Genomic DNA, 24,297 nt, shown 5'->3' on the forward strand with positions numbered 1-24,297 from the left:
CGATCTCCTTGTGCTCTCTCACAGCGCCAGGGGGGCTGCAAAAAGCAAACGTTTAACTCCGCGCATACAATACGGTGGTCAGAATGCATTTGCTCCCCCCAAAGCGGGGTAAATAGTGAGCAAAATACAAAAGCAAACGATTATCCAGCCTTTAGACGCGCCTTTTCAACTGAAGTTTGTGTTAATTCGCTAAATTTTGCTTATGGCGTTCATCAAATAACCAGTCGATGCGCAAACGTTATCGTCCATGCGCAATCAGGTAACATTTTTGTATTGCGCTGATAGCAATTCACTGCGGTCATCACAAAAATCACTGCCTCACTGCGGGTAGCTGACAATACGATAAGGCAGCTGGCGTTCTTCAAACGCCCACCGCACGCGCTGGGATCGCAATGGATTGGGAGGGTGTACCGTCAGTATGGACGGTTCTCCGGTTATTCGTTCAAATTCACGACAGGAACTGACGGTGGTTAGCGGAAAAATTTCGCCAAAATAAACGGGTGAAAACGCCGGGCTGTGCCACAATTAAATTGTCGGCGCAATCCGGAACCTCCATCAACATCTTGCGCAATACCGAGGGGAGCCGATGTCGGGGGAAACCCTCCTGCGAACCATCAGGATAATGTTAAAGACAAAGACCGGAAAACAACTAAAGCGCCCTGTTGTGGCGCTTTAGTTTTATACATCATCCTCCAGCAGTCGCGCGCCGGTCCCCTCTTCACCCAGCTTATCTCCCGGGTTGCGCAGCGGGCAGTCGCGTCGCGACAGACAGCCGCAGCCGATACAGCCATCAAGCTGGTCGCGCAGCGCCGTCAAGGTATGAATACGCCGATCAAGCTCTTCCCGCCACTGCGATGAGAGCTGCTTCCACTCCTTCGCGCTGAGGTTATGCCCTTCCGGCAACACGCCAAACGCATCGCCAATGGTCGACAGCGGAATGCCGATTCGCTGAGCGATCTTAATGATCGCCACCGCGCGCAGCACATCGCGGCGATAGCGCCGCTGATTACCGGCATTACGCTGGCTGTGGATTAACCCTTTGCTTTCATAGAAATGCAGGGCAGAGACGGCCACGCCGGTTCGTTTTGCCACCTCGCCGGGGGTCAACAGCATTTTCATACGGGGGGATTTCTTTTCCATAAAAGCGCTTTACCTCAAGTTAACTTGAGGAATTATACTCGCCCGCAGACAAAACGACGAATCGAGAATTGAGAGAGGCCGCTTTATGTCCCATCAGGATATTATCCAAACGCTTATTGAATGGATTGATGAACATATCGATCAACCACTTAACATTGATGTAGTCGCCAGAAAATCGGGGTATTCAAAATGGTACCTCCAGCGGATGTTCCGCGCCGTGATGCATCAAACGCTGGGCGATTACATCCGCCAGCGGCGGCTGCTGCTGGCGGCGGAGGCACTCCGCACGACCCAGCGGCCGATCTTTGATATTGCGATGGATCTGGGCTATGTGTCGCAGCAGACGTTCTCACGGGTATTTCGCCGGGAGTTCGATCGTACCCCCAGCGATTATCGCCATCAAATTTCCGCCTGAGCGTTCACATACAAGGGCTGAGCAGCCCAGGCGCGTTGGCCAGCCACTGCCTGAACTCCTGCGGCGGCATCGCTTTCGCAAAGTACCAGCCCTGACAATACCGGACCCCGCGCTTTCGCAGCCAGTTGACCTGATCCGCGGTTTCGACGCCTTCGGCAATGGTCTTTAAGCGCAGGCTGTGAGCCATTTCAATAATATGCTCGGCGATCGTGTAGCTGGCACTGTTGGTGGTGAGCGTGTCGATAAACGATTTATCGATCTTCAGAATGTCTACATTAAGCGAGTGGAGATTCTGCAGATTAGAATAGCCGGTACCGAAGTCATCGATGGCAATTTCATACCCGGCTTCGCGGAATGCCTGGATGACCGGCATAATTTTCTGTACGTCAATAAATCCGCGCTCGGTGACTTCAATTTTAATTTGATGGCTATTCACCGCGTAATTCCGCGCCTTTTCAGTGATTTGGCTAATAAGCCGCGAAGAGTGGAAATCGGTGGCCGACAGGTTAATCGCAATATACAGATGTGGATGTGCGGCCAAAAATTCGCCAAGCCCGGAGAACAACTCATCCACCACGTAATCGGTGACCTGCGCAATCATCCCTTCATTTTCCGCCAGCGGAATAAACTCCGCCGGGGTCATCACCGGTCCGTCAAATCCCGGCCAGCGCAGCAGCGCTTCGGCTCCGACGCAGAGGTTATTTTCGATATCGATTATCGGCTGATAATGCAGGCACAGCTGACGCCGGTTGAGCGCGCGCTGCAGCATATTGCGCGGCGAATGGTATTGCTGTCGGCTGCGCGACCACACCAGTAAAATCAGAATGCTGCAAACGCCCCCCAGCGGGAGGGTGAGCGTCACCTGATCATAAAAGCTCTGGTAATAGCTGGCGTACGGGGTAGACATAATCACGGCGATCGGGCGAATGGCGGAATGGGCCACGGTGTACACCCGGTTACCCTGCCGGAAAAAGGCATCTTCCTGACGAATCAGGCCATGCAGTGCCGGAGCGTCGGCATTTTTACTGGTGGAGAAAAACTGATAGGTTTTTGTATCGTACAAGCCGTAGGATAAATCTTTATCGCTCGATATTAACGAACTGTAGGAGAGCGGATTAATCACCGCAATGTAGTGCCCGCGCTGCATATAGTTCATCGCAAAGCCGGGATAGAAAGGCGTGTCGCGATAGTAGTAGATAGCGATGTCCGGCTTTTTTGTATAATTCGCCGCAGGAATACGCCATGCGCTATCGGTGCGGACCGCAGTTGAGCAAAACAAACGCGTACCGTCGGCATAAATTAAATCATCGATATAAAGCAGGCTGCGAACAATAGACAACATATATTGCTGATGTCCGGGAGAGCATATTGTCCCTTTAAACTGCAAGGCTTTTTCGCGCGCGCAATCGGCCTCATCAACCACCATTTCCGTTTTCTGCAGCGCCAGCTGTGAAAATGCATGCAGCCGGTCGGAGGTTTCTGCTTTTGCTCTGATTTGCGCAAACCACAGCGCCAGCACAATGGGGAGCAGAACCACCAGCGTCATTCCCAGTATTCTCAACGCGTTACGCAGTGTGCGACGATTCATTTCCGTTTTTTATCCATGCGACATACCTTATCACGGTAAAAGATCACACTCGTTGTTATACAACAGAGACTATTTTCAGTAACCCGCCATTTGATGTAAAAACCCCATTATCAATAATGATGAATAATACTGATTGCGCAGGGAATCAAGAAACATTCTCCGCATTATAAGAAAGAGCCGTTCTCTGATTCGGTTTATCCGTACGATCTGTAAGAATAAGTAATCAAAGCCGCAGATAACGAGCACAAAAAAGAAATCACACGCCGGGAAGCCCCGGCTACCTGTTTGACGTCACGGCAAATGAACATTCCATTATTACCCACAATAAAGATATGGCATTAAAAACCGCTAAAAACGCACATTTTTGACTGGTGAATAAAACAGCAAATGTGATATAGTTCACACAACATAATGAAACAAGAACAATGTTTCATTATTCCCCTGATTGCCCGTAGATAGCCAGAGCGCCACGTCATCGTCAGTCTCACCAGGTTGTCAAAGGCACCCGATTTTCTTTGAGGATGAGGTTGATGGCTTCCATAACTACCAGTGTCATACTTTTGCGCTGGCCGCTGGTGAGCGCGGTTCTGATGTTTTTGGCCAGTTCGATGAACATTCAGCTACGTAAAAGTGAGTATGCCGGTTTAGCCGTTATTTGTAGCGGCCTCGGTCTGGTTGCGGCCTGCTGGTTCGCCACCGGCTTATTGGGGATCACGTTGCTGGATATCGCCAAAATCTGGGGCAATATCAAAGACGTCATGATCGAAGTCATGAGTCAGACGCCGACAGAATGGCCGATGGTCATGACCTGATACGCTAAAAGCTTCCCACGGGAGGCTTTTTTATTTACCGACAAATGCTACTCGCAATCCTTTGATATTTTAATAAATTTATCATTATAGATAATATATTTATTCCCAGGCTGGCGCAGCGCCGCCTGGTGAACCACCTCTCCAGGCCGTAGGTACCAGGCCTCGCCCTCTTCTTCCGTTGCATCACATCCCGGCTTGATCAGCAGTTTAAACCAGGTATTGCCGCTGTTGCTGACGCTTCCCGCCTGCCGATCGAAGGCCCATTTGAACTGCACCTGCCGCGGGCGTACCACCAGAATCGTGTCCATCACCACCACCGGATCAATACCGACAGACCCGCCGGCCGCAGTGCGGCCAATGCGGTTTCGGGTAGGAATTTCACGAAACGACACCCGGTAATAGCGCTCACGATTATCCTGCGGGCCATGATAATAGAATTTAAAATATTCCCCTTGCCCGGCCTGCAGGGTGAGCTGACGCGGGGCGAAGAGCAGCTCGCCATCAGCCGGACGAGAGCGGACCTCGTGACTCCCCGGTCGGTCTATTCCGACGACCGAAACCTGATAAAGCCGCGCGCTTGAGTTGTTATTCAGTACCCGTTTGGCGACAAAGCTCTCCTCTGCGCCCAGCGAAAAGGTTAAATTGCCGACGGAAATCGCCCTTCCCGCCGTTGGCAGACCCAGAAGCAGCAACCACGCGACGGCCCGGAGCAGGTTAATTAATATTGCGCCATGTCGCCTGAACATGAATCTCTCCTGAAGCGCTCACTTCACCAAACCAGCCATCGTCATCTACCGTTCTTAACGAAATATTGTCGTTCATCGGTATAGAAAATTTCACCGTCGTCTTGTTCATCACGCCAATATCGCCGGAGGCATCCGTCCACGGCGTCGTCAGCCACAGCGCATCCGTCATATCGCGCCAGCGGTCATCACAGCCGGCGTCATAATTTTTGCTCGTTCCGCTGCGGGTGGTAAACGTCAGCAGCGCCGGGAAAGGCACTTTTGTCGCCCCGTCCGGCGAACTGAACAGGCAGTATGAACGCCCGGCGATCGACTGCGACGGGCCAGTGACTTTGATCAAGACTTCATCGGCGGCGGTTTTGCCGCTGGTGGTGACGATATAGCCAAAATCCAGAGAAGGCTGCCCCGCGCCGACATACCCTTCGCGCGACGGCGAGCTGATGTACTCATCGGAAATAATGCTGATGCTGAAATCACGCGGTTTGATAATCAGCGAGTTGGAGGTGGAAAATTCGTACCAGCCGGACTCCGGCGAGGTGGTGTTCTGGAAGCGGAAGTTAAACAGATCCTTGGTATTAATATCACTGATGCCCAGCGCCACCATCTGCTTAAAGAAGTTGCTGGAAAAGAAGATGTAGACCGAATCCGAGGCTTTCAGCTCGTTAAACGTATAGTAGTAGGCATTGCCGCTGACCGGCTTCCAGTTGTTACCATTGAGGCTGAACTGCATATCATAGATATTCACCGCCGATGTCAGCGAAGTGTTGTTAATCGCCGGGAAAATATGAATCGAGGTGTTGCTCAGTCCATTATGCTGCAAGGCATAGTTGACCATCTTGCAGCTCAGGCCGCTACGGCTACCAATCGTCTGCGCGCGACAGTTCGAGCTGCCCTCGCCTAGCGTCGGAACCCCATCGCTATTGATAAACACTTCGGTCAGCGAATGGGTGTTAACAAGCTTTAAGTTTGCTGCTTTAGTATGGGTCACTTTACGCACGTACCAGGCGCCGGAGGCCTGATCTTTGCAGCGCGCCCCGCGGCTTGCATCGTAGGAGATGGAGGTCTGGCAGGCGTTGATCGTCATCGACATGCTGCCGCCAACCGGCATCTGCTGTAGATACTGGTAGAAAGCGTCCGACATCATGCCGTGCATCCATTTTTGTCCGCCGGGGGTCACCGTCACACCGTAAAAGCCGTTTGCATCCGTGACCTGAGGCAAAATCAGACTGGTCGCCATATCGCAGCCGGCGTACCAGTTGATGCAGCGCAGGCCGCTCAGGGGATTCGACACCGGCGAATTTTCCAGCCACATGTCAAACTTCCAGTTGGCATTCAGCCCGGTGTTAAAGCCGTTATCGATATAGCCCAGACTCTGCTGATAGATAGTGCCGCTACCGGTGTATTTCAGTCCGGTCCAACGACTGGCGCCAGTCATGCGCGGATCCAGCACGCCGCCCGGCGTGGCGAAAAAGTTATCATCGGAGTTGTTTTCCACAAAAACAAACTGCACCGCTGCCGCATCCGCCCAGGTTGTTTTCGTTACCGCCGCTTCTGCCCGCGGCGCACACAGCGCGACGATAAACAGGCAAACCAACGGGAACCACTTAGCTTTCATGACCTTCTCCTGCCTGCTGCGCGCTGGCGTAAGTTTTCAGACCCGTACAGACGACATCGCCGACCCATACCGCTCCGCGCGCCTGACTCAACTCAAGCCCGACTTCACAGCTTTGGTTATTGCCGTAGGTAAAATCGATGGTGGGGTATTTTTTATCCACGTCCATCACGAATCCTCCCGTGTTATCGGTACGAGTCCGGCCAATATGGTTATTGATGTGCGCATTAGCCAGCAACGTGCCGTCTTCGGCGCGGATGCGCCCGGAAACGGTCACCATCTGTTTCACCTCCGGTTCGATCACCGCCACGTTGCCCGGGTAGAGCGTCAGACTGCTCTTGCGGTTGCTGACAATGTCGTAGCTGTCGAGTGAGTTCTTGCTGTTTTGCAACTCGACTTCATAACGGCTGTACGGTGAAAGCGGCAGATAGTTGCGTTTGCCGGTAAGCTGGACGACCCGTCCGTTGACCCTGGCGCTCAGCTTGCCGTCATCATCGAGATCGGTGTTAAAAATCACGCCAGCGTTGCCGTCGGTGCGGCCGCTGGCGGCAAGATTCCTCCCCTGCCAGCCGGCGCTACCGCTGGCGGTCAGGTTGGTATTCACATAGCCGTCAGCGCCGCTGTTAATATTGAGCGTGCCATTGGCATAGCGGGTATCAAACTGGGTATAGGCTCCGCCGCTCAGCGTTTTGTCATTACCGGTATCGCCGGAGATCGCCCGCGAAATATTGGCCCCAAGGGTACGTACCACGCCCTCATCAAACTGTTTACGGGCGGACAGGTTTGCCATGGTGTAACCGTTCTGGTGGGTCATACCGGCGCTGAACCAGTTGCCCAGCGGGAGTGAGAAGTCGAGCGCGACATACTTCCCGGTACTGCTACTGCTCTCGCCGCCGCCATTATTAAAGCGCTGAATACCGGCACGCAGACCCAGCGAGCCGAAAGCGCCGCTAAAGAGAGTCTGATAATAATCCGCGGTGTAGTAATGGCTGTTATAGCGACGGTCATCGTTGTAGCTAATGCTAAAGGTCCCCAGCTTTGACCACAGCGGGTTCAGGTTAAGGGTTCCGCCAATCGCCCGGTTGTCGGCGTCGCTGCGGCGTAACCTGGCGCCAATAATGGTTTTTTCCTGGTTAAGCCATATGGTGCTGAAACCACCGGGCAACGAAGCGCTGATGCTGCCAATGCTGCTCCAGGAGCTATCGCTGGCCAGCATATTTTGCAGGTTAACGTTGACAGACTCGGTCAGCGGGACGGTCAGACGCGTCTCGCCGACGGCATTGCTATCGTAACCGTAGCCGGTTGCTGCCCAGCTGAGCGTGCCCACGGAGCCGGACGTCGACAGGCCCGCCAGCCAGCTCTCTTTCGCCGGTTTGGTCTTTTTACCGCTCTCAGACCAGCTATCCATATGAAAGCTGCCGCCCCACACCTGCCAGGCCAGCGGTGCGCCCGCTCCGCGTCCGCGACTGAACAGTTTGTTCACCCGCTGGGTGCGCTTACTGACCACCCGGCCATTGACGATAACCTCAACGTCCACATCATAAATACCGTATGGCAGCCCCCGGGTGTCCACTTCGTGGTTACCCATCACAAAGTTCTGGACGCTCAGCAGACGCCCGTCGCGTGATAAATGCACCTCCCCCGCGGCAGGCAAAAAAGCCACGATCGGCGTGACCGATTGTGAATTATCAAACACCGTTGAGCTGGCCTGGTTTCCCCAGGATGCGCCGTAGATTTTGCCCGCGGAAATGGCGGTCATCGGCCCAAGCGACTGTAAATTCCACGTATCCAGCATCCCGCCGGCAAAGCGATGCCCGGCGAAATCACGCTCATACATGGCCTTATAAATTTCGCTATCCTGATTGCTGGTTCCGGTACCGTAGAGCGAACCGTCCAACACAATATGGTGCTCGCGCAGCGAGCTGACGCTGTTCAACGACAGATAGCTGGAGGTACTGTTGCCACCGTTACGCATCTGGTTGTTATACACGCCGAGGTTATAGTTCAGACTGCTGCTGAGGCTGTTAACGCTGGACTGCCCGATATCTTCACTGCGTGAGCGCAGGACGGTTCCCAGCGCTTCTCGTTTCACCACCAGTTGCAGCAGCAGCTGCCGCAGACTGAGCTGCAGCTGCGCATCGCGGGTGAGCGTGATGTGTAAATCGCTGTTGAAGGGCGTATTCGCCAGTTCAGTCAGCGTTTTTCGGGTTTGTTCACTGACGCTGGCGTTGTCGCCGCGTTCTTCCAGTTGAATATGACGGATGCGCAGCGTACCGGCATCCAGCCAGATAAACGCACTGCCAAGACGCTGGTCGTCCCCGGTACCCGCACTGCCTTCCAGGTGAAGAAACAGCGGGATACTCATTCCATCCTGTAGCGCCTGGCTGAATGCCTGAGGAATCACCACGCCGCCAATTTGCTGCACCTGCTGAGGCGCGGCATTCACACTAAGTGGAAGAGTCAAAATGGCCATACCGCAGGCAAGGAGCGTTTTCAGCTCAGGTGAAATCCGTCGTAAAGGCATACCCTGATTCCATCAGCACAATTGTTATTTTACGGGAACAAACTGCTCGCCCTGCCAGAGTGCAACCCGCCCCTTTTTATCGGCAGCATTCACGCGGGTGAAACGGCGCTCTTTGCCGGGCATGAGGTAATAATTCTCTTTGCATTCTTTGCCATCTGAAGGCTTCAGGCAGGGGCCGTACGCCAGGATGCGCAGCGTGGCGTTGCCGGTATTCACCAGCGTTCCGTTGGCATACTGATAGCGGTAATTAGCCTTACGCGGGGCAACGACCAGGATGGTGCCGATACGGGCCGATGCGGTAGCAACCGCACTGCGCCTGGCGCTATCGCGCTGCGCATCGCTCAATGCCTGATCGAACCAGACAATGCGGTAGTAGCGTTCTTTATTATCCGCCGGCCCCTTATAGAAAAAGCGGATGACATCGCTACTCTTCGCGGGCAGTAGCAGGCTGGCTGGCGTCAGCAGCACTTCGTCCTGACGGTCCATCGGAATCACGCTGCCGCCTTCAAGCGGTGAGGAGAGGCGTTCAACATGGATATTGATTAAACGTCCGCTATCGGTGGTGTTTTTAATCTCTTTACTGAGCACGCTGGCGTCGCTGTTCATAAATGAAGAAATATCGCCAACATCCAGTGCCAGGGCCGGCATGATGGCGCAAAAATACAGGCTGATAGCCAGGATGCGGTTTTTCATATGGATTCGGTCCGTGGGAGAAAGCAGGGGGAATCCCCTGCTCGTGCGACAGAGAAATCAGCTGGTCCAGGTCGCGTCGAACTGGACGCTGACGTCACCGCTCCAGATCCCTTCCGGCAGCGTGCTGTAATCGGTCACTGCGGTCGTACCATTGGTGGTGCCGCTGATGATAGAGAAGTTAAAACCATCCTGGGCGGTAGCGCGGCCAGTCTGGTTGTAGCCATTAGACAGCGCGCTAAGGTTGCCGCCCAGAATGCCGTTCTCCGTGTCGATCATCACGGTATTAGCCGATTTTTCGACGGCAACGCCGTTATAATCCACGCCGACATTCAGCGTCGAACCGGAAGTGTCCAGCTGGGTCAGGGTATTGGTAATCAGACGGGAGGTCAGTTTAAATGCTGTCGCAGTCGCATCTCCTTCAATCGCAACATCAAACAGACCTTTCTGGGAGTTAAAACCTTTAATCCCTTCCGCATACTGGAAAGCCAGGCTACCCAGAGGGGTCACAACCAGTTTGCTGGTGGTGTCTTTTTTTGCCGTTGCCGACCAGGTTGCGACGGCCTGAGCCGTAACGTCTGCGGCCTGAACAGCACCCACACAGAAAGTCGTCACAAGAGCTGCTGCTAACATTTTCAATTTCATATTTCATCACCTGATAAAAATAATAGGCTTGTTATCGCCCGTGCTGTTCCATAGTTTTTTATGGAGCCATTACCCTTAAGAACGGGATGTTCTTAAATGCAAAAGTTGAATAAAACCGATAAAACTCACTAAATTCCCGCAAGAATAAAACGCAACCGCACTGCCAGTGATACACTATTAAATAAGAATCATGTCGGCACCTGATGCCGGCAAGATAAAACGCATTAAAGCAAACATGGTTATGTTGTTGTTATTTAGCAACCCGACTTTATTGCTGGTATTGCTTTTATGTAAGCTCACTGTCTTGATACTCAGACCAAGAATTTCAGAAATATCATTAAGTAAGTTACCAATAATCATTAATGACATTATCTTCTCTTCACGCACCGTGAGTTTTCTTTTCCTGGCTTTAAACTTTTTTAATTTAAGGATGCTTGCAACCGTTTTAACACTCGCATCAGAAGACAGAAAGCAGATATTATTAATATCAGAAACATCACTGACAAATTTGGCATCGGGTGCCACAATCACTTTCGCCGGGCTGTTCGACAAATAATATTGATACGAACAAAGCATTTTATCTATCTGTGCAAAATGAATAATGACGTAATCTTCAGCGCTCAACGCCTGACACTGCTGGTGCGCATACTCATTGTCAATGTTATCGACCCAGGCGATGTTGCAATCATCATCAGCCACACAGGCCAGACCCTGCATATAGAAATAATTATCTGTTACGATTAAGACAGCCATGATAACAGAACCTCCATTCCATTGAGCCTGCTTGAACTCATCCGTTGACAGACGCAACATCAATAATGACGTTGGCCCCTGCTTTTTTACTTTTCTTTTATGAGCAGTGACAAAACATCACTATTATTTTTGTTACGGTAACGCTGCCACGTTTCATACACAAATAGTAAGCTTAATAAGCAGAATTTATTACTCATAAAGTTATGAAGGACAAAAAAATCACATTTGTTGAACATTTGTTAAAACTCAAGCCATTGATAATCATGAGAATAGATAGTAAATTTAACAAATAAAAATCAATTTAGAAAAACCTCATTCAGGGATTGAGATTATTCTTAGTTATGAGTGAATGTCAGGTTTACTCTTTGGTGCTAGTATCGCCTCACCAAATCCCAGATAAATGGCACAGTGGTAACTATTCTCACAATAAGAAATCATATATGGCTACTATTTACGTTATCGAGAACACGCTGCGATTTAACTCAGAAGCGCATACTCTCCATTCCATAAAAAGTAATGAACGCATGACTCTGGCAATACCAGCAAGCCTTTGCTTTGATTTGTTAATAAAAAATCAGGGCAGAATTGTCACCCAGGCAGAGCTGCTGCAAAATGCGTGGGGAGAAAGAGGAATGAGTGTTACGCCGAATACTCTACATCAAAACATCTCTTTGTTGCGCAAGTCTTTAAATCACTTCAATGTGAATGGAACACTGATTCAAACAATCCCTAAACGGGGTTTCATGATTGCTGATGAAGCGAATATCCTGATTGACAGTCCCGGGAGTCCTCCACAGAGGGATAGCGTGGTTCCCGAAATAAATCAGATGAACGGGGTTGTGACGGAAGTAGACGACACTCATCATGAAGGGAACCAGCAACTTCACGCCGACCCGCCGACGACACAAGACAAAGACGATGTCCTGTCAACGGGAATCATCGGCGCAGTGAGAAGCCGAAAGACAGGATGGATTGTTGCTGGTATTGCAAGTCTGTTGATTATTCTGCTGCATCTCTACATTAATCAGTCAGCCACAACCGATTCACCTTTCTCGTCATATACGCTGCTCACGACGATCAACAGTTGCAAGATATTTAGAAACGATGATCTAAGGTTTGATGAATACTATATTAACTTCCTTAAAGAGCATAACATCACCTGCTCAAATGGACAGACTATTTATATAACGAATCATTACCCATCGAGCAGGACTTCACTGATCTCCTGTCGATACCCAATAACATCTAATAAAAAATCATTCTGTACTTCATCTTATTACTTAAAATAACTCAATATGAAAACACGAAAGATAAACAAAGCTATTGCATATGCTTTAATTATTATTACGATAAGCCTGACAGTTTATTACATAAGTTCATCTGATGACGGTGAAAGCATTAGCTGTACGTCCGCTTTTTCAATCGTCAACGGTGATGAGGAATTTTCTTTCTCTGTCACTTTCTTTGCCAGTGATGGTGATGGGTTAATGACATTCAATGGTAACTCAGGAAATTCAAAAGATAATATCAGCATCAGAAAATATATAACCTATGTAAAAAACAAAAATAATATTTATATTTTCAGAAGTAGCAGTACTAATGTTCGCTCGAGTGCTACAGCACTACCTGAGAGGTTCGATGAGATTATGCCGCCGTTCTTTACGGAGATCAGTAAAGAAGATCGATTCATTATCAAAATCTTAAAGATAAAACAGGGCTCATGGGTATTTATGTCAACAAATACCCCCTATTTTATTTGCGAAAATAATAATGGGTAGCGCAAGCCGCGCTAGCAGAACGCGTGGTGCGTGAAACTACCAGGACAATGCTTAATCGCACAATGCAGCTGATAACAGCAACCCTCGATCGTGGTGGCCCCGAAATTATAGGGACAGGATGGCCTTTCCCTCAGGGCTTCCCACTGTGTATGGCTGTAGGTTGAAATATTATAAACCTTAATATGATGATATTTATCATTAACGAATACTTTCGAGGAAAACAGCCTCATAGATTCCCCGGGAAGTAACAGAATATCAGCCTCACACCATATAATGAATTTTAAAAAGCGGATAATTGAAATAGCGGCCATAATAAACGGCATACGACGACTCACCCTCACCCCATGACGTTATTTGCGCATATTTACCCGGTTGCCCGGATAGTAAACTGAAATGGCTCCGCTCCCGCGCGGCCGGGGAAATGAACAGGCTAACCCTCCGGAATTGGCTAAAATAAAAGGATGCATCTGCGGAGCATCTCCCCATGAATAGCCTCTCATTTCAATAACCCGCTAGCGCCAGCTTTGCCTGGCTTACCGCCCTGCTATTTGCCGGTTCCGCTTATGCGGCTGTCGGGGAACGGACCGCTCCCGCCACGCCGTGAGGCGCTATCACATTACAGGATACGCGGAGCGCGCAGACATAAAAAAGCCTGAGTCCGGTAAAATACCGAACCCAGGCCCTGAAAGCCGCTTCTTAATGTAAACTGTCCAACTTCATGGGGTCAGTCCAAAACGGGGCTTTTCTTATGCTTTAACCGCAGCGTCTAAGGATAACCTTAGAACGGGATATCGTCATCGAAATCCATCGGTGGTTCGTTAGAAGGGGCTGCCGGTGCCTGCTGCTGCGGACGAGACTGCGCGCCGCCGCTAAACTGGTTGCCGCCCTGCGGCTGCTGAGGCTGACCCCAACCGCCCTGCGCCTGACCGCCGCCTGCCGGAGCGCCCGCGCCCTGCTGACGACCGCCGAGCATTTGCATCGTGCCGCCAACGTTAACCACGATCTCGGTGGTGTATTTTTCCTGACCGGATTGGTCAGTCCATTTACGGGTGCGCAGCTGGCCTTCAATATAGACCTGAGAACCTTTACGCAGATACTCGCCGGCCACTTCCGCCAGTTTACCGAACAGCACAACGCGGTGCCATTCGGTCTGCTCTTTCATCTCACCGGTCGCTTTATCACGCCAGGATTCGGAAGTAGCCAGCGTAATGTTGGCAACTGCGCCACCACTCGGCATGTAGCGTACTTCCGGGTCCTGGCCCAGATTACCGACGAGAATCACCTTGTTTACGCCTCTGCTGGCCATGTTTGTGTCTCCTGAATGCATTTCTTAATAGTGTAAACGCGCGAGTGTACCATTTCCAGGCGCTATGTTGATAGCTGGGAAGTATGTTCCAGATAACTCTCGCGGCACGACATTTTTGCATACCCCGCAGGAAAATGCATTCCAATACTGTATATTCAAACAGGTTAAATTGTGTCATAATTAGCCGTTTCTGCCGTTTGTCCTTCTAACAAACCAGGCTATCCGCGTATCTACCGGGAAAGGTGAATGGATAAGATCGAAGTTCGGGGCGCCCGCACCCATAATCTCAAAAACATCAACCTCGTCATCCCACGCGACAAACTGATTGTCGTCACCGGGCTGTCAGGGTCAGGCAAATCCTCATTGGCTTTCGACACACTGTATGCCGAAGGACAACGTCGCTACGTTGAATCGCTCTCCGCCTATGCGCGTCAGTTTCTGTCGCTAATGGAGAAGCCGGACGTCGATCATATCGAAGGGCTGTCGCCGGCGATTTCCATTGAACAGAAATCAACGTCGCATAACCCGCGTTCTACGGTTGGGACCATTACCGAAATTCACGACTATCTGCGCCTGCTGTACGCGCGCGTAGGCGAGCCGCGCTGCCCGGACCATGATGTTCCTCTGGCTGCTCAGACCGTCAGCCAGATGGTCGACAATGTGCTCTCACAACCGGAAGGTCAGCGCCTGATGCTGCTGGCGCCGATCATTAAAGAACGTAAAGGCGAGCACACCAAAACGCTGGAGAACCTCGCCAGCCAGGGCTATATCCGCGCGAGGATCGACGGCGAGGTCTGCGATCTTTCCGATCCGCCGAAGCTGGAACTGCAAAAGAAACACACCATTGAAGTGGTGATCGATCGCTTCAAGGTGCGTGACGATCTGTCCCAACGTCTGGCCGAATCCTTTGAAACCGCGCTGGATCTTTCCGGCGGTACCGCCGTTGTCGCCAATATGGACGATGAAAAAGCGGAAGAGCTGCTGTTCTCCGCCAATTTCGCCTGCCCGATTTGCGGCTACAGCATGCGTGAGCTGGAACCTCGCCTGTTTTCGTTCAACAACCCGGCAGGCGCCTGCCCGACCTGTGACGGTCTGGGCGTTCAGCAGTACTTCGATCCCGACAGGGTTATCCAGAATGCCGAGCTGTCGCTGGCGGGCGGCGCCATTCGCGGCTGGGATCGGCGTAATTTCTACTACTTCCAGATGCTGAAGTCGCTGGCGGAGCATTATCAGTTCGATATCGAGGCGCCGTGGGGCACCCTGACCGCCGACGTGCAGAAGGTCATTTTGTACGGCTCAGGTAAAGAGAATATTGAATTCAAATACATGAACGACCGTGGCGATACGTCAGTACGCCGTCACCCGTTCGAAGGCGTGCTGCACAATATGGAACGCCGCTACAAAGAGACGGAATCCAGCGCGGTGCGCGAGGAGCTGGCGAAGTTTATAAGCAACCGCCCGTGCGCCAGCTGTGACGGTACCCGTCTGCGCCGCGAAGCCCGCCACGTATTTGTCGAAAATACGCCGCTGCCCACCATCTCCGACATGAGCATTGGCCACGCGATGGATTTCTTCAACAACCTGAAGCTCTCCGGCCAGCGGGCGCAAATTGCCGAAAAAGTGCTGAAAGAGATTGGCGATCGCCTGAAATTCCTCGTCAACGTCGGCCTGAACTATCTGACGCTCTCCCGTTCGGCGGAAACGCTCTCCGGCGGTGAGGCCCAGCGTATTCGCCTGGCGAGCCAGATTGGCGCCGGACTGGTCGGCGTGATGTACGTGCTGGATGAGCCGTCCATCGGCCTGCATCAGCGCGATAACGAACGCCTGCTCGGCACGCTGGTTCATCTGCGTAATCTGGGCAATACGGTGATTGTCGTCGAGCATGATGAAGACGCTATCCGCGCCGCCGACCACGTGATCGACATCGGCCCAGGCGCCGGGGTACACGGCGGCCAGGTGGTGGCTGAAGGGACGCTGGACGCGATCATGGCGGTGCCGGAATCCCTGACCGGGCAGTACATGAGCGGCAAACGCAAGATCGAAGTGCCGAAGCAGCGCGTGCCTGCCGATCCGGGAAAAGTCCTGAAGCTTACCGGCGCGCGCGGCAACAACCTGAAGGATGTGACGCTGACGCTGCCGGTCGGCCTGTTTACCTGCATCACCGGTGTATCTGGTTCCGGTAAATCGACGCTGATTAACGATACGCTGTTCCCGATTGCCCAGCGTCAGCTCAACGGCGCGACCATTGTGGAGCCCGCCCCATACCGCGATGTGCAGGGCCTGGAACACTTCGATAAGGTTATCGATATCGACCAGAGCCCGATTGGCCGTACGCCGCGTTCAAACCCGGCGACCTACACCGGCGTCTTTACTCCGGTACGCGAACTGTTTGCCGGCGTGCCGGAATCGCGCTCACGCGGCTATACCCCAGGACGCTTCAGCTTTAACGTCCGCGGCGGGCGCTGCGAAGCCTGTCAGGGCGATGGCGTGATTAAAGTCGAAATGCACTTCTTGCCGGATATTTATGTGCCGTGCGACCAGTGCAAAGGCAAGCGTTATAACCGCGAAACGCTGGAGATTAAGTACAAAGGCAAGACCATTCATGAAGTGCTGGATATGACCATTGAAGAAGCGCGCGAGTTCTTTGATGCCGTTCCGGCGCTGGCGCGTAAGCTGCAAACGCTGATGGATGTCGGTCTGACCTATATTCGCCTCGGCCAGTCCGCCACCACGCTGTCCGGCGGTGAGGCCCAGCGCGTGAAGCTGGCGCGCGAGCTGTCAAAACGCGGTACCGGCCAGACGCTGTATATTCTCGATGAGCCGACGACGGGGCTGCACTTCGCCGATATCCAGCAGTTGCTGGAGGTGCTGCACCAGCTGCGCGATCAGGGCAACACCATCGTGGTCATTGAGCACAACCTGGATGTCATCAAAACGGCGGACTGGATCGTTGACCTTGGGCCGGAAGGCGGCAGCGGCGGCGGTGAAATCCTCGTCTCCGGTACGCCAGAGACCGTTGCAGAGTGCGAAGCCTCGCACACCGCGCGCTTCCTCAAACCCTTGCTGAGCTAATCACCGTACAAGCTGCTGTCGGGTCGGTTCCGACAGCAGCCGCACCGCCTGCTGGTAAGAGGCGTCCACCAGATAGTAAATCTGCGAATCCGGCAAGGAGCCATCCAGAAAGACCGTACTCCAGTGGGCTTTATTCAGATGTCTGCTGGGTCGGATATCCACATGCTGTTCCCGTAGCAGTTCGGCAAGCTCCGGGCTGGCTTTCAGCGACACCGCTGGCCGCTTGTCTTCCACTTCTTTCACTAATGCAAAGAGCACATCCGACACTTTAATCTGCGTGGCTTTCCAGTCGCTGTGCACACTTTGCTCTGCGCCCGGTTTTGCCATGCAGTACAGCAATAACTCCGAAATGGTCATCTGTTATTCCCCCGTGAGCGTCGCAACGATATGCCGCGAACCGCCGTGAATACGATGTTCCCCTAACCAGATTCCTTGCCAGGTCCCCAGCCTGACGCGCCCGTCCTGCACCGGCAGCAGCAGGGAGACGCCAAGCATCGACGACTTGATATGCGACGGCATATCATCAGGACCTTCATAATCATGTTCGTACGGCGCATTGTCCGGCACCGCGTTAAGAAAATACTGCTGCATGTCGTAGCGGACGGTCGGATCGCAGTTTTCGTTAAGCGTCAGGGAAGCGGAAGTGTGCTGGAGCAGCAGATGCAACATACCGACTTTGACGCGCGACAGCGCGTGGAGCTGGCCGAGGATCTCATCGGTCACCAGATGAAAGCCGCGGGATTTTGCGCCTAACGTCAAAGTTTGTTGATGCCACATAAACGACTCCTGTTGCGAATGAATCTTTCTAAGTGTGCAGCAATAAGCGAAAAGGTAAAACCTTGTCACGCGCTTTTTCGTACAAAAAAGCGGCAACCCGCAGGCTACCGCTTTCGTTTGTGACAGATTTCAGCAGCAGGTGAAATTAGTATTCGGAATTGACGATCACTTCTTCACCCAGCGCTCCGGCCATCGGCAACGGTTTATATGACGAATTTGACGCGCGCAGTACGCGAATGCCGCGAGCCCCGGCATCATGCGCGGCAGAGATGTCGTTATCGGAATCACCGTAGAAGACCTTAATATTCTTCTCCTTCAGCCATTGGACTTTTGTATTCTGCCCCGGCTGGTCGCCGGCAAAAATAACCGGATTCATATTTGCCGCCGGGATCAGGAAATCATCCTGCAGCGTTTTCGAGACCGTTTCCGTTTTGGTCTGACTGCGCCCGGTGACGAAGTAAATGCTATCGCCGCGTTTCACATGCATCGCAATCAGCTGGCGCGCCACCTCTTTTGGCATACTGAAATCGTCCCAGCCGTTATTCATTTTTTCCCAGAACTCCGCTTTTTTCAGGTACGCATCGCTGCCGGGAGAGAAGGTTTTTTGCCCGCGCCAGAAGCCGGGGCTGGAGAACAGAACGGTGTCGTCGATATCAAAACCGACGGCAAACGGCTGACGCCCCAACAGGCTGTTTTCAATCTGAGCGACGGAAACCCAGTGAACCGGCGCCTGTTCGGCCAGCCTGGCGACGTTGGTGCCTGGATTGAGCTGTGACGGTGAAGATGCCAGGGCGATTGCGGCGTGATTTAACGTGAAAAGTAAGCAGAAGGCGCTAAAGGCCAAAGTTATCTTGCGCATAGTTATCCCTTTTAAACGTCATCCTGAAAACTGCCGCCCTGCTGGCGGATCAACCGCGGCGATACCGCGCGGGTGCGGATGACGGTGCGTATAAGTCGTCGAATCGTTATTATTTTTAATAATGTGGCTGCTTATTACTGGACCATGACCTTAACCCCGGTCCTCGCCGATGCAAAGAATTTTCTGCTCAGATGTCATAGAAAAAGAGAATGATCACACTTCGCAAGGGAGTAGTCCTTTCCCGCCAACGGGAAAGGACATATATTCGCAGGGAATTAGATAACGGCAGAAAACGCCTGGGCCACGCGCTGGACATTACGTGAATTGAGACCCGCCACGCACATCCGGCCGCTGGAAATCAGATACACGCCAAACTCTTCACGCAGACGATCAACCTGCGCCGCGCTCAGGCCGGTGTAGCTGAACATCCCACGTTGTTTGAGCAGGTAGTCAAAATTGACGCCCGGAACCGCTTCTTTCAGCACGTTCACCAGCGCCTGACGCATCGCCAGAATGCGCGTACGCATCTCTTCGACTTCCGCCAGCCAGCAGGCTTTCAGCTCCGTATCATTCAATACGGTCGCGACAACCTGAGCACCAAAGTTCGGCGGGCTGGAGTAATTGCGTCGGACGGTCGCCTTCAGCTGCCCCAGCACGCGGTTTGCGGTTTCGGTGTCTTCGCAAACGATCGACAGGCCGCCCACGCGCTCGCCGTACAGCGAGAAAATTTTCGAGAAGGAGTTGCTGACCAGCATCGGTATGCCAGCGCGGGCGATTGCGCGAATCGCGTAAGCATCATCATCCATTCCCGCCCCAAAGCCCTGATAGGCGATATCGAGGAACGGAATCAGGTTGCGCGCCTTCAGCACCTCGGCAATGAGATCCCACTGGGCATGATTCAGATCGGCGCCCGTCGGGTTATGGCAGCACGGATGCAGCAGCACGATGTCGCGCTCAGGCAGGGTCTGCAGTTTCGCCAGCAGCGCATCAAAACGCACGCCGTTGGTCTCGTTATCAAACCAAGGGTAAGTGCTTACTTCGAAGCCAGCCCCTTCGAATATGGCGATATGGTTTTCCCAGGTCGGGTCGCTGACCCAAACGCGAGACCCCGGGAAGTAGCGTTTTAGAAAATCGGCGCCCACTTTCAAGGCACCGGAACCGCCCAGCGTCTGAATAGAAGCGACGCGGTTTTGCACCAGCACCGGGTGTTCTGCACCGAACAACAGCGGGGCAATCGCGTTGCGATAAGCGTTCAGCCCTTCCATCGGTAGATACAACGAGGCGCCGTGCGGCTGAGCGTTAAGACGCGCTTCCGCTTCAGCAACCGCCTGTAGCTGCGGGATAATCCCGTCTTCGTTGTAATAGAGGCCGATACTAAGGTTTACTTTGTCACTACGCGGATCTTCTTTAAAACGCTCCATCAAGGAGAGAATAGGATCGCCAGCGTAGGCGTCAACTTTTTGAAACACGTGATGTTTCTCCGGGTTTACGAGAGGCAGGTCATAACACAATAAACCGGAAGCAGAAGAAGATCGAGAGGATGTTGACGGATAGTTGGTGGATAGTTGGTGGAAAGTCGGCGAGGATCGCATGTCCCTCGCTCGCCCTCAGGGGGGAATCTCCCGGCTCGCGGCGTAAACGCCTTGCCGGTCCGGCGCCGGTTCCAGGCAACAGCCCCGGTCAGCGCAGCGCTGCCGGAGATGTCACAACCGCAATGTATCGACCCGACGTACGCTTAATCCACGTACTTCATCGATACCCTGGAGGTCAGGCGGGTAATAAGTTCGTAAGCACTCACATTCGTCAGTGCGGCAATACGTTCGACGGGCAGACCGTCTCCCCACAGCACCACCGGGTCGCCGGACTTATCCTGCGCCTCAGGCCCCAGATCGACGCAAATCATATCCATCGCCACACGACCCACAATCGGCACTTCCCGGCCGTTAACCAGCACCGGCGTACCGCTGGGCGCCGCGCGCGGGTAGCCGTCGCCGTAACCCATCGCCACCACGCCTAACCGGGTATCACGTTCACTCACCCAGGTCCCGCCATAACCTACCGGCTCACCCGCTTTATGTTCGCGTACGGCAATCAGACTCGACGTCAGCGACATTACCGGCTGACAACCGAAATCTGCGCCGGTGGAGGGGCTATCCAGCGGCGAGACGCCGTACAGGATGATGCCCGGGCGGACCCAGTCAAAATGCGACTGCGGCCACAGCAAAATTCCGCCCGATGCCGCGATGGAACGCAGGCCGGGCTTGTCTTCACTGAAGGTGGTGAAAATATCCAGCTGGCGTTCGGTGGCGCCGCATGCTGGCTCATCCGCCCGCGCAAAGTGGCTGACGATATTGACCGGCTGGCGCACATTTTTGCACTGACTCAGACGCTGCCAGAAGGCGTCCGCCTGTTCCGGCAGGACGCCCAGGCGATGCATCCCGGTGTCCAGTTTCATCCAGACGGTGACGGGCTCAGGCAACTCAGCCTGCTCCAGCGCCTCCAGTTGCTCCGGGCTGTGTACCGCCGTGTGCAGTTGCTGCGCGGAAATCACCGGCAGATCGGCCGCATCAAAGAAACCTTCCAGTAGCAGGACCGGTTTCGTGATACCGCCAGCGCGCAGGCGCAAGGCTTCTTCGAGACGGGCGACGCCAAAGGCATCGGCATCAGGGAGCGTTCGCGCGGTCTCAAGAAGACCGTGTCCGTAAGCGTTCGCTTTCACCACTGCAACCAGTTTACTGGCAGGCGCCAGTTCACGCAGACGTTGCAGGTTGTGTCGCAGAGCGCGGCGGTTAATCACAACAGTTGCCGCTTGCATTTAAATTCCTTGATAAAAAGATCGCTTAAATCATTCGTGTTGCAGGACAAAAACGCGCTGGCGTTTTTGAACAGCGCCTGCGCTGGCCCCGAAGGGCGAGGACGCAGTCCGGGTCACGCGACAAACCTGAGAGTCCCGCGAACTTAGTCCCCTAAGCGACCGGAGCGAGCAGGCGTAGTCAACATCCCTGCGGCGCGAAGAATGACGGCGATTTATTCGTCGTCGTACTGTGGTCCCGCATAATTATCAAAGCGCGACCACTGCCCGTTAAAGGTCAGACGTACCGTCCCGATAGGCCCGTTACGCTGTTTACCAATAATAATTTCCGCGATGCCTTTTAAATCGCTGTTCTCGTGATAGACCTCATCACGATAGATAAACATGATTAAGTCGGCATCCTGTTCAATGGAGCCAGATTCACGCAAGTCGGAGTTCACCGGGCGTTTATCGGCACGTTGTTCCAGCGAGCGGTTAAGCTGCGACAGCGCCACCACCGGTACCTGTAGCTCTTTCGCCAACGCTTTTAACGAACGGGAAATTTCCGCAATTTCCAACGTACGATTATCGGAAAGCGACGGTACGCGCATCAGCTGCAGGTAGTCGATCATAATCAGGCCGATGCCGCCGTGTTCACGGGCGATACGCCGCGCGCGGGAGCGAACTTCCGTCGGCGTCAGGCCGGAGGAGTCATCGATGTAGATATTGCGTTTTTCCAGCAGGATCCCCATGGTACCGGAGATACGCGCCCAGTCTTCATCGTCCAGCTGGCCGGTACGAATACGGGTCTGATCGACCCGTGACAGCGATGCCAGGGAACGCATCATAATCTGTTCTGATGGCATCTCAAGACTGAAGATAAGTACCGGCTTGTCTTGTAACATCGCCGCATTTTCAACGAGGTTCATCGCAAATGTTGTCTTACCCATCGATGGACGCGCGGCAACAATAATCAGATCCGACGGCTGCAGGCCGGCGGTCTTTTTGTTCAGATCGTCATAGCCGGTATTGACCCCGGTGACTCCGTCATGCGGCTGCTGGAACAGTTGCTCGATACGCGCAACGGTCGCATCGAGGACGTCGGCGATATTCTTCGGGCCTTCATCTTTGTTGGCGCGGCTTTCGGCAATCTTGAACACCCGGGATTCGGCCAGGTCGAGCAGGTCTTCGCTGGTACGGCCCTGGGGGTCGAAACCCGCCTCGGCGATTTCATTGGCCACCGAGATCATCTCACGAACAACGGCACGTTCACGGACGATATCCGCATAGGCGCTGATGTTCGCCGCACTTGGCGTATTTTTTGACAGTTCCGCCAGATACGCGAATCCGCCAACGCTGTCCAGCTGTCCCTGACGCTCCAGCGATTCCGCCAGCGTGATCAGGTCGATCGGGCTACCGGTCTCCTGCAGACGCGCCATTTCAACAAAGATATGGCGGTGTGGGCGGGTATAAAAATCTTCCGCCACAACGCGCTCGGCGACGTCGTCCCAGCGTTCGTTGTCCAGCATTAAACCGCCCAACACCGACTGTTCCGCTTCAATCGAGTGCGGCGGGACTTTTAACCCGGCGACCTGCGGATCGCGCTCACGGGGTTCAGTCTGCGGTTTGTTGAAGGGTTTATTTCCTGCCATATTGAATACAGATACCGGGATAGAGATGGGGTCGAAATATTAGCACAGGTCTCTGTTTTGACCCACCCAAATGAAACTGGAGAGAGCTATGGCAATACGAATAGAATTTGAACAACACGGTGGGCCGGATGTGCTCAAAGCCGTAGAATTTACCCCTGCGGATCCGCAAGAAAACGAGATCCAGGTAGAAAATAAGGCCATCGGTATTAACTATATCGATACCTACATCCGCAGCGGCCTCTACCCGCCGCCGTCTCTGCCAAGCGGCCTGGGTACCGAAGCCGCCGGCGTGGTGACGAAAGTCGGGCGCAGCGTGCAGCACATTAAAGCAGGCGACCGCGTCGTCTACGCCCAGTCAGCGCTGGGCGCCTACAGCTCGGTACATAATGTGGTTGCCGATAAGGCCGCTCTTTTGCCGGACGCTATCTCCTTTGAACAGGCGGCCGCATCGTTCCTGAAAGGGCTGACGGTCTATTACCTGCTGCGAAAAACCTACGAAATCAAGCCCGGCGAAGCGTTTCTGTTTCATGCGGCGGCCGGCGGCGTCGGGCTGATCGCCTGCCAGTGGGCGAAGGCGCTGGGCGCTAAACTGATTGGTACCGTCGGCAGCGCGCAAAAAGCGCAGCGGGCAAAGCAGGCCGGCGCCTGGCAGGTGATCAACTATCGCGAAGAAAATATCGTTGAACGCTTAAAAGAGATAACCGAAGGGAAAAAAGTCCACGTGGTCTACGATTCCGTGGGCAAAGACACCTGGGAAGCGTCGCTCGATTGCCTGCAGCGCCGGGGGCTGATGGTCAGCTTCGGTAACTCTTCCGGCCCGGTAACCGGCGTCAATCTGGGGATCCTCAATCAGAAAGGGTCGCTGTATGTCACCCGCCCTTCGCTGCAAGGCTATATCACCAACCGTCAAGAGCTGGCGGAAGCCAGCAGCGAACTGTTTTCGTTGATTGCCAGCGGCGCGATTAACGTTGACGTGGCGGACAGCCAGAAATATGCCCTCACCGATGCCCGACGCGCACATGAAGTGCTGGAAAGCCGCGCCACTGAAGGCTCAAGCCTGCTGCTGCCGTAACGGGTGAATCAAGGCAAGGTTAACCTGGCCAGCGCCCCTGTAGTCTGAAGTATGACGAGAAGCCCTCC

General features: G+C 53.4%; 22 protein-coding genes. 6 read left to right on the forward strand and 16 right to left on the reverse strand.

The window, feature by feature from the left end; translation table 11 throughout:
• Window positions 1–678: 678 nt before the first annotated feature.
• Complete coding sequence (soxR, locus tag Electrica_RS23540) at window positions 679–1,140, reverse strand: redox-sensitive transcriptional activator SoxR (protein WP_100685326.1); 462 nt, start codon at window positions 1,138–1,140, stop codon at window positions 679–681.
• Between the two features lie 85 nt (window positions 1,141–1,225).
• On the opposite strand from soxR, the gene soxS reads away from it, so the two are divergent.
• Window positions 1,226–1,555 carry a superoxide response transcriptional regulator SoxS gene (gene soxS, locus Electrica_RS23545; RefSeq protein WP_004856516.1) on the forward strand — a complete coding sequence of 110 codons (330 nt, stop codon included), beginning with the start codon at window positions 1,226–1,228 and terminating at the stop codon, window positions 1,553–1,555.
• Between the two features lie 4 nt (window positions 1,556–1,559).
• Here soxS and Electrica_RS23550 read toward each other — a convergent pair whose 3' ends face one another.
• Window positions 1,560–3,143 carry an EAL domain-containing protein gene (locus Electrica_RS23550; protein ID WP_141965573.1) on the reverse strand — a complete coding sequence of 528 codons (1,584 nt, stop codon included), beginning with the start codon at window positions 3,141–3,143 and terminating at the stop codon, window positions 1,560–1,562.
• A 530-nt stretch (window positions 3,144–3,673) separates the two neighbouring features.
• Between Electrica_RS23550 and Electrica_RS23555 the strand changes: the two genes are divergently transcribed.
• Window positions 3,674–3,955 carry a YjcB family protein gene (locus tag Electrica_RS23555; RefSeq protein ID WP_131049872.1) on the forward strand — a complete coding sequence of 94 codons (282 nt, stop codon included), beginning with the start codon at window positions 3,674–3,676 and terminating at the stop codon, window positions 3,953–3,955.
• A 47-nt stretch (window positions 3,956–4,002) separates the two neighbouring features.
• On the opposite strand, the gene Electrica_RS23560 is transcribed toward Electrica_RS23555, so the two are convergent.
• The 6 genes from Electrica_RS23560 to Electrica_RS23585 all read right to left on the reverse strand — a co-directional run bounded on the left by Electrica_RS23560 (window position 4,003) and on the right by Electrica_RS23585 (window position 10,922).
• Window positions 4,003–4,701 carry a fimbria/pilus periplasmic chaperone gene (locus Electrica_RS23560; protein WP_141965575.1) on the reverse strand — a complete coding sequence of 233 codons (699 nt, stop codon included), beginning with the start codon at window positions 4,699–4,701 and terminating at the stop codon, window positions 4,003–4,005.
• A complete protein-coding gene (gene ecpD / locus Electrica_RS23565) occupies window positions 4,670–6,313 on the reverse strand; it encodes a fimbrial adhesin EcpD (RefSeq protein ID WP_141965598.1) in 1,644 nt (547 codons plus the stop codon). The genes Electrica_RS23560 and ecpD overlap by 32 nt, the downstream gene beginning before the upstream one ends.
• On the reverse strand, window positions 6,303–8,834 hold the full coding sequence (locus Electrica_RS23570) for a fimbrial biogenesis outer membrane usher protein (RefSeq protein ID WP_141965600.1): 2,532 nt from the start codon (window positions 8,832–8,834) through the stop codon (window positions 6,303–6,305). The genes ecpD and Electrica_RS23570 overlap by 11 nt, the downstream gene beginning before the upstream one ends.
• Before the next feature lie 24 nt (window positions 8,835–8,858).
• The gene (locus Electrica_RS23575; protein ID WP_141965602.1) at window positions 8,859–9,527 is read right to left on the reverse strand and encodes an EcpB family pilus assembly chaperone; all 669 of its coding nucleotides are present in this window, start codon (window positions 9,525–9,527) and stop codon (window positions 8,859–8,861) included.
• A gap of 57 nt (window positions 9,528–9,584) precedes the next feature.
• Window positions 9,585–10,169, reverse strand: a complete 585-nt coding sequence (ecpA, locus tag Electrica_RS23580; protein WP_100685319.1) for a common pilus major fimbrillin subunit EcpA — start codon at window positions 10,167–10,169, stop codon at window positions 9,585–9,587.
• A 177-nt stretch (window positions 10,170–10,346) separates the two neighbouring features.
• Window positions 10,347–10,922 carry a LuxR C-terminal-related transcriptional regulator gene (locus Electrica_RS23585; RefSeq protein WP_131049867.1) on the reverse strand — a complete coding sequence of 192 codons (576 nt, stop codon included), beginning with the start codon at window positions 10,920–10,922 and terminating at the stop codon, window positions 10,347–10,349.
• Between the two features lie 440 nt (window positions 10,923–11,362).
• Between Electrica_RS23585 and Electrica_RS23590 the strand changes: the two genes are divergently transcribed.
• On the forward strand, window positions 11,363–12,211 hold the full coding sequence (locus Electrica_RS23590) for a winged helix-turn-helix domain-containing protein (RefSeq protein ID WP_141965604.1): 849 nt from the start codon (window positions 11,363–11,365) through the stop codon (window positions 12,209–12,211).
• A gap of 6 nt (window positions 12,212–12,217) precedes the next feature.
• On the forward strand, window positions 12,218–12,700 hold the full coding sequence (locus tag Electrica_RS29020; protein ID WP_224742510.1) for a hypothetical protein: 483 nt from the start codon (window positions 12,218–12,220) through the stop codon (window positions 12,698–12,700).
• 11 nt (window positions 12,701–12,711) lie between these two features.
• Here the strand turns inward: Electrica_RS29020 and Electrica_RS29025 are convergent, their stop codons facing one another.
• Together Electrica_RS29025 and ssb1 are read right to left on the reverse strand one after the other, a co-directional pair.
• On the reverse strand, window positions 12,712–13,023 hold the full coding sequence (locus Electrica_RS29025; RefSeq protein ID WP_142255937.1) for an anti-adapter protein iraM: 312 nt from the start codon (window positions 13,021–13,023) through the stop codon (window positions 12,712–12,714).
• Window positions 13,024–13,478: 455 nt separating this feature from the next.
• Entirely contained in the window at window positions 13,479–14,006 is a 528-nt protein-coding gene (gene ssb1 / locus Electrica_RS23605) for a single-stranded DNA-binding protein SSB1 (RefSeq protein WP_100685316.1), read from the reverse strand.
• A 246-nt stretch (window positions 14,007–14,252) separates the two neighbouring features.
• On the opposite strand from ssb1, the gene uvrA reads away from it, so the two are divergent.
• Complete coding sequence (gene uvrA / locus Electrica_RS23610; protein WP_141965606.1) at window positions 14,253–17,078, forward strand: excinuclease ABC subunit UvrA; 2,826 nt, start codon at window positions 14,253–14,255, stop codon at window positions 17,076–17,078.
• Here the strand turns inward: uvrA and Electrica_RS23615 are convergent, their stop codons facing one another.
• The 6 genes from Electrica_RS23615 to dnaB all read right to left on the reverse strand — a co-directional run bounded on the left by Electrica_RS23615 (window position 17,079) and on the right by dnaB (window position 23,157).
• Window positions 17,079–17,435, reverse strand: coding sequence for an MmcQ/YjbR family DNA-binding protein (locus tag Electrica_RS23615; RefSeq protein ID WP_141965608.1), 357 nt, complete (start codon window positions 17,433–17,435; stop codon window positions 17,079–17,081).
• Window positions 17,436–17,438: 3 nt separating this feature from the next.
• The gene (locus Electrica_RS23620) at window positions 17,439–17,855 is read right to left on the reverse strand and encodes a secondary thiamine-phosphate synthase enzyme YjbQ (RefSeq protein ID WP_141965610.1); all 417 of its coding nucleotides are present in this window, start codon (window positions 17,853–17,855) and stop codon (window positions 17,439–17,441) included.
• A gap of 145 nt (window positions 17,856–18,000) precedes the next feature.
• Window positions 18,001–18,714, reverse strand: coding sequence for an acid phosphatase AphA (gene aphA, locus Electrica_RS23625; RefSeq protein ID WP_131049862.1), 714 nt, complete (start codon window positions 18,712–18,714; stop codon window positions 18,001–18,003).
• Window positions 18,715–18,989: 275 nt separating this feature from the next.
• Window positions 18,990–20,183, reverse strand: coding sequence for an aromatic amino acid transaminase (tyrB, locus tag Electrica_RS23630; protein WP_141965612.1), 1,194 nt, complete (start codon window positions 20,181–20,183; stop codon window positions 18,990–18,992).
• Window positions 20,184–20,449: 266 nt separating this feature from the next.
• The gene (gene alr / locus Electrica_RS23635; RefSeq protein ID WP_131049860.1) at window positions 20,450–21,529 is read right to left on the reverse strand and encodes an alanine racemase; all 1,080 of its coding nucleotides are present in this window, start codon (window positions 21,527–21,529) and stop codon (window positions 20,450–20,452) included.
• A gap of 212 nt (window positions 21,530–21,741) precedes the next feature.
• On the reverse strand, window positions 21,742–23,157 hold the full coding sequence (dnaB, locus tag Electrica_RS23640; protein WP_004856470.1) for a replicative DNA helicase: 1,416 nt from the start codon (window positions 23,155–23,157) through the stop codon (window positions 21,742–21,744).
• Between the two features lie 88 nt (window positions 23,158–23,245).
• Between dnaB and Electrica_RS23645 the strand changes: the two genes are divergently transcribed.
• A complete protein-coding gene (locus Electrica_RS23645; protein ID WP_141965614.1) occupies window positions 23,246–24,229 on the forward strand; it encodes a quinone oxidoreductase in 984 nt (327 codons plus the stop codon).
• The last annotated feature ends 68 nt before the right edge of the window (window positions 24,230–24,297 follow it).

It is taken from the genome of Klebsiella electrica (assembly GCF_006711645.1).
Taxonomy (GTDB): domain Bacteria; phylum Pseudomonadota; class Gammaproteobacteria; order Enterobacterales; family Enterobacteriaceae; genus Klebsiella; species Klebsiella electrica.